The sequence below is a fragment of the Bacillus pumilus genome (assembly GCF_009937765.1).
Classification (GTDB): Bacteria; Bacillota; Bacilli; order Bacillales; family Bacillaceae; genus Bacillus; species Bacillus pumilus_O.
In genome coordinates this window covers 2,801,593-2,815,740 of record NZ_CP047089.1, presented here as the reverse complement: position 1 = coordinate 2,815,740, position 14,148 = coordinate 2,801,593, and the positions used below count along the sequence as shown (strand labels likewise).

Here is a 14,148-nt window from a genome sequence, read left to right as displayed (position 1 = left end):
AAAGAAATTTCAGTTCAATTTCTTATTCACAAATTCCCCTTCACAATCGTTCTCTTGGCTTTCTTCACAATTCTGCTAGTTGCTTTTGTGTTAGAATCCTTTGACCACTGGTCGCACAGGTTTGTTACCCAATTTGGTTGTGTTTTACTCGCGTCATTGAGCCAGTTTCCTACAGAATCTTGAACATATGTGGATGAATCGGATTTGAGTAAATTTAGAATAGGCAGTGCTCTCTCTGGCACTTGTTTTAATAACTCAATATGCTTTGTCCATACTCCTCTTGGACGGATCGACTCTACAGAGAAACGGCGAAGATTTTCATCCTCACTTTTTGCCCATTCTGTTAAATGCTCTATACTTTGATCGAGCTGAAGACTGAGACTTTCTCTCACTGACATCCACGCAATTTCTCGAACACCAAAATGATGATCAGCTGCAAATGGCTGAATGTACGCGAGTTTCTCTTCCAGTGTTGATAAACTCTGTTTGTTCATATAAGCAGCCCAACAGCGAACGCTATCAGATACGTGGTGAGCAAATGCCTGCAACACTTCCACTTGTTTTTCTTCATTCTCTTCATGTAGCACGTCATCTAACAATTGACCAATGAGCCGAATGGCTTTCATTCCTGATTCAGCTTTTTGTTTAGTGATCTCAGATAATACATCGTCTAAACGATGCTCTAATCCAACGGACGGCAAAACATGCTGTATTAGCGTCATATGATTGACAGCCAACCATTCGGTTAAATTCACACTTTCGATCTCTCCCTGATTCAAAAGGGTCAAGACGTCATGAGGGATATCAGTCCCCTTTCGAGCGCCTTTTCGATTGATGATTTCCTCACTTATTGGCATGCTGTATTCTCTCCTTGTCTAGCGGATTGGATATTGACTCCTATTGTAGCAAATAACCAACTTCACTGGTGCATTCTTCAAATCAAAAAGGAACTACCCGAAATAAGTAGTTCCTTCCATACAGCATTGAAATCCAGTTAACTTCCTTGCCCGATCACCTTCAAACTCTTACGCTGAGAAAATCGGTCAAACGCTACCATTAGAATGGTCATGAGTAAAGCAAGGAAAACCGTACCAGCACTGATCCAGCTTAGGTTTAATATAGATGTTTCGCTTAGCACAATTCCTCCTACACCAGAACCTAAAGCAAATCCGAATTGAATAAATGATGTATTGACACTTAATGCGATATCAGGAGATTTTGGTACAAGTGTGACAAGATATAGCTGCTGTGCTGGTGATGTGCTCCATGTAGCGATCATCCATATCATGATGACAGCCACCATGACCACGAGATTCCCTGTGACAAATGATAGCAGCATGAGCATGATGATTTGCAAAATGATTCCCGAAAAAATTGTGAATATTGGACCTTTTTTATCTGCCGTCATCCCTCCAAGGCTGGAGCCCAAAAAGCTGCATATTCCTGCTAGTAACAAAATGCCACTAATTTCTGTGATGCTCAGATTTGCTGATGCTTGCAGGAAGGGTGTTAAATAGGTAAACAACGTGGAATATCCACCTACATAAAATAGCGTCACTGCTACCGCCAGTAATATTCGCTTATCTTTTAAAATCGATAACTGCATACGAAGCGTCACCGGTTCTTGTTCTTTCATAGAGGGAATCCGCCTATACACAACAATCAGCGGAATAAGCGTGATCAATCCAATGGCTGCGAATAATGCTTTCCATCCGATCATACTGCTTAGAAATGTCCCAATCGGAACGCCTAAAACCAAGGAGCTGCTTAACCCCATTAAAATGATACCAATAGCTGTTCCTCTTTTTTCACGTTCTACAAGACGAGTCGCAACAGCCATTGCCACTACAATAGCCGTCCCCCCACTGATTCCTTGTAAAACCCTTGTCATCATCACCATTTCAAATGAATGGCTGACACTTGTGATGATATTGCTTAAAATAAAAATCATCAGCATCCATGACAGTATTTTTTTTCGATCTATATTAATGGTCAGTGCAATGACAATCGGTGCACCGATTGCCGCTGAGAGCGCTAAAGACGTGACCAATAATCCAGCAGCTGACGTCGTGACCTGTAAATCATCTGCGACCATTTGAATAATGCCTGTAATGATATATTCGATTGTTCCAATTAAAAAGGCTGCTAATGCAAGTAAATAAACAACGGTTTTATTCTTCATTGTGACGTTTCTCCTTTGTGCAATGATTACGATTTGATTTTCTCTATAATCGGAATTTGAATTTCAATGAGTCTGCCTTCTTCAGTTTCAGACAATGGATAATAAATCTCTCGGCCCGGCTGATCTTCTTTCATGCGGTATCCGTTATTTTCGATCCATGTCGCTAGGTCAATACAAGCTGTTTGTGCGGATGGAGAATGTGAATGAAATAATAGTGTCGCCATGGTTTCTTCAGCAGGTAACGTTCGTATCGTGATTCCTTGAGGAAGATTGCCTTTTAACGCTTTGATGGAATACCCGACCTCAAATTCAAACTCACTTTCCTTTTCGAATGATTCCCTCCATAGCACTACTTGTGGTCCCGAAATCGATTCTTGTTGATGTTTAAGTAATAAATGATGAAACGTTTGAAAGAATGAGGGAATCTCATCAACCGTTCCGTTAGATTGGAAAGACAGGATACGTTTGCTTTCAACGGATTTGATGATGACCTCCTGTTCTTTTTCAACACATCCCTCTCTTTTGATGAGGTGCATCCGTTCCTTAATACGCGCCAATTTCTGTTGTTCTTTCTCGATCAATTGCTGAATTTCACTTTCTTTCAGCAGAAACATGCCCTGAATCTGCTCTACTGAGATATCTTCACGAAGAAGCTGCGCCATTTGCTTCAACGTAAAACCCAATTCCTTGTACAGAAAAATTCGGTTAACCTCAAGCAGCTGTTCAGCAGAGTAATAACGGTATCCTGAATCTTGATCAATCTGCTTAGGTTTTAGTAAATCAATTTGGTCATAATATCTTAAGGTTTTAACAGGCACTTTACTTAACATTGAAAAATCGCCAATCTTGAACACCCTGCATCTCCTCCGTTTTGTTGATCTGATCAAAGTATAAACCTTTCAGTTAAGGGGAAGGTCAACATGAAGTTGAATAAATTTTTCAAAAGCGCAAAAAAACCTAGATTTCTCTAACATCTAGGTTTTGCTCATTATTCTAAAATTTTTCTAATAAGCCCATCTCTTCCACAATCTTTATATCATTCATAAACCGTTGCAAACTTACTTTGTTCTCTTTTTTCTGTAAATCCGAAGAATAACCTAAGCATAGATTAAAAATACTATCTAACCTTTCTCCGACCCCACTATAAAAATAATTCGTCAATATTCCATTATTTTCACTTGCAAGAACTACAACTGTAGCCATCTCTAATACATATTCTATATCTTCTTTAGAAATCGTTCGATCTTTTTTCTTAGCACTGATGAATTCATGACTATGAATAGAGCGAATCCTACCTTCAAGTAAATTGAGTATAGACTTCTTATAAATGACATACACCCTGTGAATATGATGTTTATCAGGACAATAGGAATCTTGTAAAATGAATGTTATACGTTCATCATCTTTTTCCATTTTTATTGCATCAAGATCATTTAATAAAATATGCTCAATTTCTTCTATTTTCATAGGATGAAAAGTATAGGCTGCATCTGTTTTACTTTTCATTTGTTGAATCCAAACAATCCAATCTTTCTAGGCACTTGACAATAGCTCCGCTTTTAAGAAAATTGAGGATGGCACCCTCGCTAAATCGTTCGGCTCTCACAACCTCCATCATCAGAGCAAGCACACACTGCGCATTTAAGTTTGAAATGTCCACATTCTCCATAACGTTCATTCCCGATTCAATCCCATTTTCTTTCAGGATTTCTCTGTAGCGGATAAGCTCCATCTCTTCGTGTTGTTCTGCAAAGGTGTAAATATCTGCAATCAAGTGACGAACCGTTTCGGAATAATTCACAAAGGGCATCTGAATCGGATGTTCAGCTGTACCATTATTTTCTCGATCGATGACCCATTTTCCAATAGGATCTTCCTGAAGCACGGGTATGTATTTTGTTAGAATATCGAATTGGCTCATTCTCATTCTCCTCTATTCCATTGATATGGTTCACTTTGTTTCTCGCGATTTCATCAAATATTTTACTAGTGAAATGATTTAGCCACGCTGGTCTACCTCAAACTTTTTTTGTTCCCCATACTTTCATCTGCTTTATGACCAATGCGGCTGTTTCACTCGGATGGCTAAGAGGGAAATGATGACCATATGGAACATAATCAACCTGACCAAGATGTGATGGGGCTGAATAGCCTTTGTCATCCTTCCCCCAAATGATATGAAGATGATCCTTTGTGACCTTATTGAAATGATCTTGATTGATTTTCTGTAGTAAGCTGTTAAGCTGAACCGTCGTATTTAATATTCTAGGAGACGTCAAACTATTTCTGACTTTTTCAATATAATGTGCAGGGATGCTCTCCGTATTTTCAAACAAACCATTCCTTAATACATAACGCCCTATCATATTAGTCGAAGCCCATTTCAATGTCCATTTGTTCATAAATTGAGGAACATTTCGTGATGCAGCATGTCTCTTCTCAACAGGCGGCTGAAGTAAAGTGATTGAATATTTCTTATTAATGTACCCTTTTACCAATGCTTCCATAAGAATATACGCACCGAATGAATGACCGATTAGATGTGCACCATTTGCCGCTTTCTCCAATAACTTTTGCACTACATTCAAATACATATCTAGAAGATGTTTCTCTCGTTTAAAAGGAGAACGTCCCAAACCCGGAAGATCCAAGATCCATACAGGTTGTCCCGTTTTTTCATGAAGCTCTTGTGCTAAAGGGAATAAATCCTCTCCATCGCTCAATAAACCATGTAGTAAAATAAACGGTTTACCTTCTCCTTGTAATTGATAAAGAGTCGAGTTATCACATAGTGTTCGTTTAAATAAATGATCATCCTTACCGTTTGGATTCATCATTCGATAATCCAGATCAGCTACTACAGCAGGGAAAAATTTCATGACACTCGTCTTCTGAAACCAATCTTGTCCCATTATTTTTTTCGCTGAACCATTTGAAAACGTTCGTTTTGTCATAAAGTTCAGTCCATCCGAAGGAATGTTTGTGATTTTACTTACGCCACTATTCATTATAGCTTTCATCAGTGGCATTGGGACAAACATTTTTGGTGCCCTCATATTCATACTTTCTGACATCACACTCAATAATTCGCCAATATTCTGATCGCGCTGCTTGTCTTCAACCAGCGTATATGTTTGAATAGCCGGTTGCTCCAATTTGAAAACCTGCACAATAAACTTCGCAAACTCATCGTTTGAAATAAGTGGCAACCTATAATCGTTACCTCCAGGAATCACCGGCATGAGCCCTCTTCGCATACTTTTCACAAGCAAACCTACTCCTGCTATTTGCTCTGTACTCCCCGTTTGACTACTACCGACGACAGTTGGCGGATTAATGACAGAAAGCGGATAACCTACTGCTGATGCCTGTTGACGAATATACAGATCTGCTAAAAATTTTGTTCTCTCATATGCATTTTTTATTTTCAAATAGCTGTTTCCTTCTTGAAACACATCAATTTCAACCTTGCTATTTTGATCATCAAAGGGACTCATATAGCCGACAACATGAATAAATTGCTGCAAGCCCTTCAATTGATGAATACGTTTCGCTAAGTCACTTATATGTTTAGCGCCATTTAAAAAGACGGAAGCTGCCTCTTTACTTGTTGCTTGAATATCCATGGGTCCTCCTGCGTGAATGATCACATCCGTTTTCAGTACCCTCTCCTTATCTTCAGCACTTAGACCCAAGTCGACTTTCGTCAAATCACCTTCAACAAAGTGCATCACTACCTCTTTTAAGATGCCTCTTTCTTGAAAAGTGCGTGTTGCTTTCCTTTTTGACCTCACTAAAAGAAGAATATTCACATCCTCTTTGACTAATTCTTTCACTAATTGCCTTCCAATAAAGCCTGTTCCACCAGTTAAAAATACTGTTTTCATATGAAGTCTCCTTTTTAGTACTACTCAGTACTAATTTAGTGTAAAAAAAATGCTTCATTATCGAAGCAAGTTAAACATATGATCGGCTGTTTTCGTAATGACTGTTGCATCATTCAATGTTTCTGAAATAAATAATGCGCCTTCAAGATTGGTAATAAACAGTGATGCCACCTCATCAATATGAATCGTCTTTCGGAATTCTCCACTGTCTACCCCTTGTTTCAGTAATAGAGAAATCTTCTTTTGTAATCCTGTAAAGAACAGACCTATTTTTTCTTTTATTTGTGTGGCCTGTGTAGGACTTTGAATATATAGAGTAATAAATGGACAGCTCCCTTTATAGTCTCTCGAATGAACCCCTTGTGATAATTGCTTTAAAAATAGTTGGATACGTTCTTCAACTAAGAATTGGTTCTGAGATAGTACGTCATCAATGGCAGATTGATACATGTCAATCCAATAATCAACGACCCCTTCTAATAATTCCTCCTTGTTAGAAAAGTGATAATACACATTAGACTTTGACACTTTGCTTACACGTACTAATTCATCCATGCTAGTATAAGCAAATCCTTTTTCTAAAAATAAAGTTGCAGCTACTTCAAGCACACGTTTTTGATTCATTAATTTTACTTTTTTCATAATTAGAACTATATAGTACTAATTTAAATATAGCAAGTGTTTTTATTCATTTAGAAAAAAGTTTGATGAAAGAAATGTCCACAAAAAAAGGCTCGAAAATCTAATATTGATTTTCAAGCCTTGATTAAAGTCTATTTTTTCACAAGTGATACAACCGTCTCCACATGACTAGTATGCGGGAACATATCGACTGGCTGCATGTATTCGATTTTGTAGTCTTTTGACATGTATTCGAGGTCTTTTGCTAGTGTTGATGGGTTGCAAGAGACGTAGACAAGACGTGTTGGTTTGACTTGTTTGACCGTGTCTAAGAAGGTGCGCTCGCAGCCTGTTCTTGGCGGGTCCACGACGATGACGTCAGGACGGAAGCCTTCTTTGACCCATTTTGGCAGCCAATGTTCCGCTGTTCCTGTCACATAGGTCGCGTTTTTCATGCCGTGTTTTTTAGCATTTTTCTTGGCATCATCTATCGATTCTTTGATGACATCCATTCCTCTTACTTCTTTGGCACCATCTGAAAGCCACATCCCAATCGTTCCAACGCCGCAATACGCATCGACAACTTTTTCTTTGCCAGTCAGTTTTGCCGCTTTTTTCGCTTCGTCGTAAAGCTTTAGCGTTTGCTTCGGATTCAATTGGAAGAAAGCACGTGCACTCAGTTCGAAGGAGACATCTCCTAAAAATTCTTGGATAACCATGTTGCCAGCCAGGTGAGATGTCTTATGACCAAAAATGACCGACGTTTTTTCACCATTGATGTTGTGCATAATGGACGTCACTTCTGGCAGACGTTTTTGAATGGCTTCGGCGATTTCTTTTTTCTTTGGAAATTCAGGTTTTGATGTGACTAGAACGACCTGTACTTCACCTGTTTCAAAGCCGACACGCACAACAATTGATCGTACGTCGCCTTTTCTCGTCCGTTCATTGTAGACCGATACACCGAATTTCTCTAAAATTTTGCGGACAACGCCCGTTGTTTTGTTCGTTTTTGGATGCTGCACGATACATTCCTTGATCGGTACAAGCTTATGAGAGTTCAGTCCGTATAGCCCCGCAATGATGTCACCGCTGTGAGAACGCCCTACTTGGAACTGACTTTTATTCCGGTAGTGCCACGGATCTTCCATACCAATCGTTGGCCTGATATCCAGCTTTTCAACTGATAGCTTCGTATGTCGTTCCATTGATTGAATGACAATATCTCGTTTTTCCCTTAGCTGCTGCTCGTACGCCAAATGCTGAAGCTGACAGCCGCCGCACTCTTCGTAAACTGGGCATGGCGGTTTTACTCGATGCTCGGAGCGCTTTCTAACTTTCCTAACCGTACCTTCTGCATATTTTGCTTGGACATTCGTTGCTTCCACAACCACTTCTTCACCTGGAAGCGCACCTGGGACAAAGACCACTTGCTTTTTAAAATAACCGACCCCTTCCCCATTAATGCCAAGGCGTTTAATGGTAAGCGGGAACTGCTGCCCCTTTTGCAAAAGGGCACCTTGCTGATTTTCCTTCACTTCATTCTCTCCGTTCTATCTGAACCCTTGATAGGTTGTCTTCATTTTATTCCATCTCATTAGTATACCATGACTTGGTCAAAGAGAGAAAATCCCTTTCATTTATCTGTTTCAATGCTTCTCCATAAATATAAAGATGCGTAGCTTAAATAAGGCGTCCAATCCTTACTTAATGCTGCCATCTCTTCTTTTGTCGGCTTTTCAGGCAGGTCAAAATGCCGCTTGATGGCGTTTTGAATTCCGATATCTGCCATTGGAAAGAGATTTGGTCTTCCAAGTCCATTCATGAGCACATTTTGAACTGTCCAAGGCCCAATCCCTCTAATCGGAAGCAGGCGTTCTTCCACCTCTAGATCAGTTAATTCGTGTAATTCGTCTAAACAAAGAGATCCGCTCACAATTCGCTTTGAGACATCGATGACATATTCCGCTTTCCGTTGACTAAATTGAAGCTTTCTCAATTCCTCAGTTTCAAGTGAGGCGATGGTTTCTGGTAAAGGATCAAACCAAATCCCCTCTATTTGCTCGCCGTACGTATGAACAAACCGTTTCGTGAGTTCATAAGCAAACGACAGATTGAGCTGCTGATGAATGATGCATTTCATTAAACAATGATATAAGTGAAAATCTAGCATAAGCGGTGTCCCCTTATGTCGTTCAAAAACGGATGCTAGATTGGTTTCAGAAAAATGCTCCTGCACAGCGTCTAATTGATGCTCCATGCCAAAAATCCTTTTTACCTCACAGATGAGAGGTTCCTCAGGGCCGTTTCCTTGCACCCGAAACGTGGGCGCTTCTTTTGTTCCGGTGGCTTGAACGACGACAACGTATGGTGTTTGTTCTAATCTGATGGGTACTTTGATCTCTCTTTTATTTAAATCGACTGCTTTTAATGGATCACTTGATAAGCGACGAAGCACTTGATCAAAGTGATATGGCGGTTCAACGGTCAGTTCCTTTTTCCACATAGTTTCTTCTTCCTTTCTGCAAACACGCAGATGCGATTGTTTCACTTTGCATGAATGATTCTCTATATTGAATACTTTCTAACATAAAGAGTACAAGAATTTATCAGTTATATCTTCCTTATTTCCGGTCATTTTCCTTTTGGATGAAGGAACATTTTTAGTCGAATTCAGCTAAAATTCGACAGCACCCTTCAAGATTTTAGTCTCTTTTTCCTTAAATTAGAAATAGACCCTCTGGGTGATAGCTTCGATCGTGAAAACATTTGTATAATTATGACATATCAAGGAGGTGAACAATGGAATTAGCTGATTAGGCAATCATTTGTTTTATCTTGCAGGAACATATTTTACCTCATTGATCACCGGCTTCACTTAGTTTCACTTTTTACGAAAAAGAAGACCCAAACTTTTTTTAAAAAAGGAGATCTGACCAATGAAAAAAACCATTCTTTCTATTGCCCTTGCCACTGCTGTTTCTTCGACACTACCAGTATTCGCCGACGCTGCTGAGAAAAAAACATCAGCACCCGTCTCTACTACACTACAGCAAACTGTATTAAACAAAGCAGCTGAAGGAAAAGCTGGAACGACCGCTAGTCCTAATGTTAACGTCAACTTCGATGTTCTTGGGATTGCCAATGCCATTGTGAACGCAGTAAACTCAAATGCAAACCGCCCTGGATTCGTTAAAGGTGTGATGGAAAGCACATTCTATGCTGCTGGTGGCAGATATAATGTTATGGTCTTTAACTTAAGCCAAAATTATGAAGACCGCTTTAACGGTGTGAAAACTTTTGCAACTGCTAATCTTGGGAATGTTGTTTATGGTATTTGGGTATTTGAAAGTGGTACCTTTAAAAACAACGGCCATGGCGGCTGGGATAACTGGGCGTTCAGAGGCTGGTTTGACCGTCAAGATAAATTTGTTACGTTCCATCGTCCTTAATTCTTGGTTTTATCCATCAATCATACACGCACATTGGACCGATCTCAGGGATGAGGTCGGCTTTTTTTATGGAGAACACGTATAAGTTCACCGGTGCTGCTTCATGATATAATGCAAGTCTGGAGGGGTGCACATGCTGAAGAAAATTGCAGTGACAAAAAACGGCGACTTGATTGAACATGCAACATTGCAGCAGCTTTCAAGCCCCGATATCGCCTGGTATTGGATTGATTTTCATGCGCCTACGGAAAAGGAAGCAGCACTTTTGAAGGAATACTTTCAGTTCCATCCGCTTGCAATTGAGGATTGCTTCCATTATTTACAGAGGCCGAAGCTTGATTTTTATGAAGGATATTTATTTTTCGTGCTTCACGCCCTGAATCAAAAGACGCTACGCTCTGAGGAAATCGATCTGTTTGTTGGGGACAATTATATCGTGACCTTTCATTTGAAGGAAGCGCCATACATTGATCGTGTCCTTCGAAAACTCAAAGAATCTGATAAAGCCAGAAACAGTGGACCTGAACATATCGCCTACATGTTGATAGATCAGCTTGTCGATGATTATTTCCCTATTATTTATCAAATAGAGGATAGACTGAATGAAATCGAGGATGAAGAGGGTCATAAAACATATGGAACACTGATGAACGAAGTATTCGGGATTCGATCCGATTTGCTCAAGCTGCGAAGAACGATTATCCCGATGAGGGACCTTTTATATCGTATTGTCAATACGAATATGATGAGAAGTGATGCGAACCGGCAGGCATACTTTAATGATATTTATGATCACCTGTTGAAACTAACCGAGATTGTCGAGTCAAATCGTGATATGACAGCCGATTTACGAGACAGCTATCAGACGCTGAATTCTAACCGAATGAATGCGATCATGATGACATTGACCATTGTATCGACCATTTTTATTCCACTGACCTTTATTGTTGGAGTGTACGGAATGAACTTTGATAACATGCCTGAATTACACTGGAAGTATGGCTATTTTGGCGTACTGATTTTCATGGGTCTGCTCGTCTCGGGCATGCTTTTGTGGTTTAAGCATAAAGGATGGTTCCGCATATTCAAATAATGTGTGGAGAGAATGGCTGAGGAGGCGGTTAGATGAAAAACTGGATTCCATTGTCTCATCAAGAACGAAAGCTCGCATGGGAGACGCTCTATCGAGATTTCAAATTTCATCCGAGCATCTCTCGTTTTCCCTCATTTCGCGTACCTTCGCCTTTCATTACATATGATATTTCTGCACATTTTGAGGACCCTTCCCTTCTACATGCTGATGAAGACCTTGAAGAGAAAGCATTACTTGTTTTTCAGGAGCTTATCAGAACAGACGAGTATATGCTAGCACTTGATTGGCAGCACGAATGCTACTGGATCACACCATACGGCTCATTTGAAAAAGATGAATTCGGAGAATGGACAGTGCCTGTGCTTCCGAACGGAGATTATTATTTCTTTTTATCAAAAGAGATGCATTGGGGCTTGCTAGGACATCCTTGGGAGCAAAGCATCACGATATTCGGTGAGGGCTTGATTGACTCTTTCTCGCGTCATCATCCGATTTTGTTTCAACGTAAAATAAGGGAAGGATAAAGAAAAAGCTCGCAGGTGTTCTGCAAGCTTTTTTCTATAGCTGAGGCAGATGCCATACTTTTTCAAGCATGAGATCGTCTAGGCTTTTAAAGGAATAACCTTGTTTTTTCAGTGCCGTGATGGCATCATCCAATGCCTCGGCATTGTCTCTTGAGACGGTATGAAGTAAGTAAATGGCACCTGGGTGCGCCTGCTTCATCATTTGATCGTAAGCATACTGTTTTCCTTTTTGATGATGAATATGCCAGTCCACAAATGCCACTGACCAGAAAACGGTTTGATAGCCGAGCTCTTTTGTTTCTTTCAGCACTCTTTCACTGAATACACCGCGCGGCGGACGAAGATAGAGGTTGTCTTGTTTTCCAGTGATTTTGTACACGGCTTCATCGACACGCTGAAGCTCTTCTTTGATTTCTTTCGTACTCTTTGTTGTTAGATCTGGATGGTGATAAGAATGATTGCCGATGATATGACCTTCCTCTGCCATACGTTTGACGAGCTCCGGCTGATCCTTTACAAAGTGTCCTGTCACAAAGAAGGTGCCTGGCACTTGATGTTTTTTCAGCACATCTAAGATTTTCGGTGTATACCCATTTTCATAGCCGTTGTCGAAGGTAAAATAGATCTCTTTCTTTTTCGTGTTGCCTAAATAGAAGGCATCATACTTTTTTAAAAGGGCGTTCAGTTCTTTACCCGCATCTGCGGGCTTATGTTCTTTGCTTTTCGCAAATCCCCAATGAACAGGCTGATTAGACACGGCTTCCGTTTCTGAGAGAGGCATGGATACAAAAAGCGCACATAAACAGATGAGCATGGTTTTTTTCATTTACGTCACTTCCCGGTTTTTCTTCTATTGTACAGAATAAGACCGAGACTCATACACTGATTCACCTGCCAATTTAAAGAAAAAAAGCCCGCACCGCGCGAGCTATTCTTCCTTCCAATCATTTTTAAACCGTTCATATTTCGCTTCTAGGTCGTCAATCATCTGGATAAGTCTGTCTATATCCTCAACATCTGTTGATTCAGGATCTAATGAATCAATCACATTCATAAACATATCTAATCGGTTCTTTAAATAATCAACCTGCTGCTCTTTGCTGTCTGCTGCCTTGCCCATAGATACACTCCCTTTAGCATTTGTTTCTAGCTTATCTTTTTTTCCCTTGTAAATCAATGAAACCCCACTTGCGTATAACGGTGATGGGGCTTAAAATTAACTGTTGGCGGGTCCACGTTTGCCCGAATGAAAAGGAGATAGATACCATGAACCAAAAAACAGCACTTCGTCCGATTACACCTGCATATGACCCTTGGGAAGCCTATCTCGATGTGCAGGATTACGGAGAGATGAAGCTGACAAATATTGAATTTACAACAACAACGTTGTGTAACATGAGATGTGAGCATTGTGCGGTCGGCTATACTTTGCAGCCAAAAGACCCGAATGCACTGCCACTTGATTTACTGCTTCGCCGTTTAGATGAAGTTCCGCTCTTGCGTTCCATCAGTATTACAGGCGGAGAGCCAATGCTTTCTCTCAAATCTGTGCGGGAATATGTCGTCCCTTTATTAAAGTATGCCCACGAACGCGGCGTCCGTACACAGATCAATTCAAACTTAACACTTGATTTGGCGCGATATGAAGAAATCATTCCATACTTAGATGTCCTTCACATCTCACATAACTGGGGAACTGTCGAAGAGTTTGCAACGGTCGGTTTTGCGATGATGGACAGAAAACCGACCTTTGAGCAGCGCGAGAAATTATTTAACCGCATGATTGAAAATAGCCAGGCACTTGTTAAAGCAGGTGTGACCGTTTCTGCTGAAACCATGCTGAATAAACGCACGCTTCCATATATTGAACACATCCACCGGCAAATTGTGGAGGAAATGAAATGCCAGCGCCACGAAGTGCACCCGATGTACCCAAGTGATTTTGCCAGCGCCCTTGAATCATTGACGTTAACGCAAATGCGTGATGCGATTCATCAACTGCTTGACATTCGTGATCAAGATACATGGATGCTGTTTGGCACCCTGCCATTTTATTCTTGCAGTACAGATGAAGAAGACCAGCGCCTCCTCAAACGATTGCGTCAGGAGAAACTTGTCACAGTACGAAATGACCCTGATGGACGCTCACGGCTGAATGTGAATATTTTTGATGGGAATATTATTGTGACAGACTTTGGTGATACACCGCCGCTTGGAAATATTGAGACCGATACATTGCAATCCGCTTATACTCGCTGGATGGATACAAAATTAGCAAAAGAGCTGAATTGTCATTGTCCAAGCGTACAATGCCTTGGTCCGAATGTTCTTGTGAAAAACAGCTATTATCAAGATGTTGATTTTACTTCTCGCACAGCCAGGGGGTAAC

General features: G+C 40.4%; 15 protein-coding genes. 4 read left to right on the top strand and 11 right to left on the bottom strand.

The genetic code is table 11. The features are described 5' to 3' along the window. Window positions 1-26: 26 nt before the first annotated feature. The 9 genes from GPS65_RS13820 to GPS65_RS13780 all read right to left on the bottom strand — a co-directional run bounded on the left by GPS65_RS13820 (window position 27) and on the right by GPS65_RS13780 (window position 9,196). A complete protein-coding gene (locus GPS65_RS13820) occupies window positions 27-857 on the bottom strand; it encodes a DNA alkylation repair protein (protein ID WP_119124581.1) in 831 nt (276 codons plus the stop codon). Window positions 858-994: 137 nt separating this feature from the next. Beyond that, window positions 995-2,182 (bottom strand): MFS transporter, encoded by a 1,188-nt coding sequence (locus tag GPS65_RS13815; RefSeq protein WP_144468634.1) that lies wholly within the window; start codon window positions 2,180-2,182, stop codon window positions 995-997. 26 nt (window positions 2,183-2,208) lie between these two features. Continuing rightward, window positions 2,209-3,036: a MerR family transcriptional regulator gene (locus GPS65_RS13810; protein WP_119124580.1), complete on the bottom strand. Its 828-nt coding sequence runs from the start codon at window positions 3,034-3,036 to the stop codon at window positions 2,209-2,211. Between the two features lie 139 nt (window positions 3,037-3,175). After that, window positions 3,176-3,688 (bottom strand): hypothetical protein, encoded by a 513-nt coding sequence (locus GPS65_RS13805; RefSeq protein ID WP_144457433.1) that lies wholly within the window; start codon window positions 3,686-3,688, stop codon window positions 3,176-3,178. Then, on the bottom strand, window positions 3,678-4,103 hold the full coding sequence (locus GPS65_RS13800) for a DUF6508 domain-containing protein (RefSeq protein WP_119124578.1): 426 nt from the start codon (window positions 4,101-4,103) through the stop codon (window positions 3,678-3,680). The genes GPS65_RS13805 and GPS65_RS13800 overlap by 11 nt, the downstream gene beginning before the upstream one ends. A 97-nt stretch (window positions 4,104-4,200) precedes the next feature. Further along, window positions 4,201-6,069, bottom strand: coding sequence for an alpha/beta fold hydrolase (locus GPS65_RS13795; RefSeq protein WP_144482139.1), 1,869 nt, complete (start codon window positions 6,067-6,069; stop codon window positions 4,201-4,203). A 57-nt stretch (window positions 6,070-6,126) separates the two neighbouring features. Beyond that, window positions 6,127-6,693 carry a TetR/AcrR family transcriptional regulator gene (locus tag GPS65_RS13790; RefSeq protein WP_119124577.1) on the bottom strand — a complete coding sequence of 189 codons (567 nt, stop codon included), beginning with the start codon at window positions 6,691-6,693 and terminating at the stop codon, window positions 6,127-6,129. A 149-nt stretch (window positions 6,694-6,842) separates the two neighbouring features. Further along, window positions 6,843-8,228 carry a 23S rRNA (uracil(1939)-C(5))-methyltransferase RlmD gene (rlmD, locus tag GPS65_RS13785; protein ID WP_144482140.1) on the bottom strand — a complete coding sequence of 462 codons (1,386 nt, stop codon included), beginning with the start codon at window positions 8,226-8,228 and terminating at the stop codon, window positions 6,843-6,845. 98 nt (window positions 8,229-8,326) lie between these two features. Beyond that, window positions 8,327-9,196, bottom strand: a complete 870-nt coding sequence (locus tag GPS65_RS13780; RefSeq protein WP_119124575.1) for a DNA-3-methyladenine glycosylase family protein — start codon at window positions 9,194-9,196, stop codon at window positions 8,327-8,329. A gap of 433 nt (window positions 9,197-9,629) precedes the next feature. On the opposite strand from GPS65_RS13780, the gene GPS65_RS13775 reads away from it, so the two are divergent. The 3 genes from GPS65_RS13775 (at window position 9,630) to GPS65_RS13765 (ending at window position 11,759) form a co-directional block, all read left to right on the top strand. Further along, window positions 9,630-10,142: a hypothetical protein gene (locus GPS65_RS13775; RefSeq protein WP_012009278.1), complete on the top strand. Its 513-nt coding sequence runs from the start codon at window positions 9,630-9,632 to the stop codon at window positions 10,140-10,142. Window positions 10,143-10,275: 133 nt separating this feature from the next. After that, window positions 10,276-11,235, top strand: a complete 960-nt coding sequence (corA, locus tag GPS65_RS13770; protein WP_119124574.1) for a magnesium/cobalt transporter CorA — start codon at window positions 10,276-10,278, stop codon at window positions 11,233-11,235. 32 nt (window positions 11,236-11,267) lie between these two features. After that, window positions 11,268-11,759 (top strand): DUF2716 domain-containing protein, encoded by a 492-nt coding sequence (locus GPS65_RS13765; RefSeq protein ID WP_119124573.1) that lies wholly within the window; start codon window positions 11,268-11,270, stop codon window positions 11,757-11,759. A gap of 34 nt (window positions 11,760-11,793) precedes the next feature. Here GPS65_RS13765 and pdaA read toward each other — a convergent pair whose 3' ends face one another. Beyond that, complete coding sequence (pdaA, locus tag GPS65_RS13760) at window positions 11,794-12,585, bottom strand: delta-lactam-biosynthetic de-N-acetylase (protein ID WP_088004461.1); 792 nt, start codon at window positions 12,583-12,585, stop codon at window positions 11,794-11,796. Between the two features lie 102 nt (window positions 12,586-12,687). After that, window positions 12,688-12,879, bottom strand: coding sequence for an SE1561 family protein (locus GPS65_RS13755; RefSeq protein WP_012009274.1), 192 nt, complete (start codon window positions 12,877-12,879; stop codon window positions 12,688-12,690). Window positions 12,880-13,025: 146 nt separating this feature from the next. Here GPS65_RS13755 and yfkAB point away from each other — a divergent pair, with 146 nt between their 5' ends. Next, window positions 13,026-14,147, top strand: coding sequence for a radical SAM/CxCxxxxC motif protein YfkAB (yfkAB, locus tag GPS65_RS13750; protein WP_119124572.1), 1,122 nt, complete (start codon window positions 13,026-13,028; stop codon window positions 14,145-14,147). Window position 14,148: the final 1 nt, after the last annotated feature.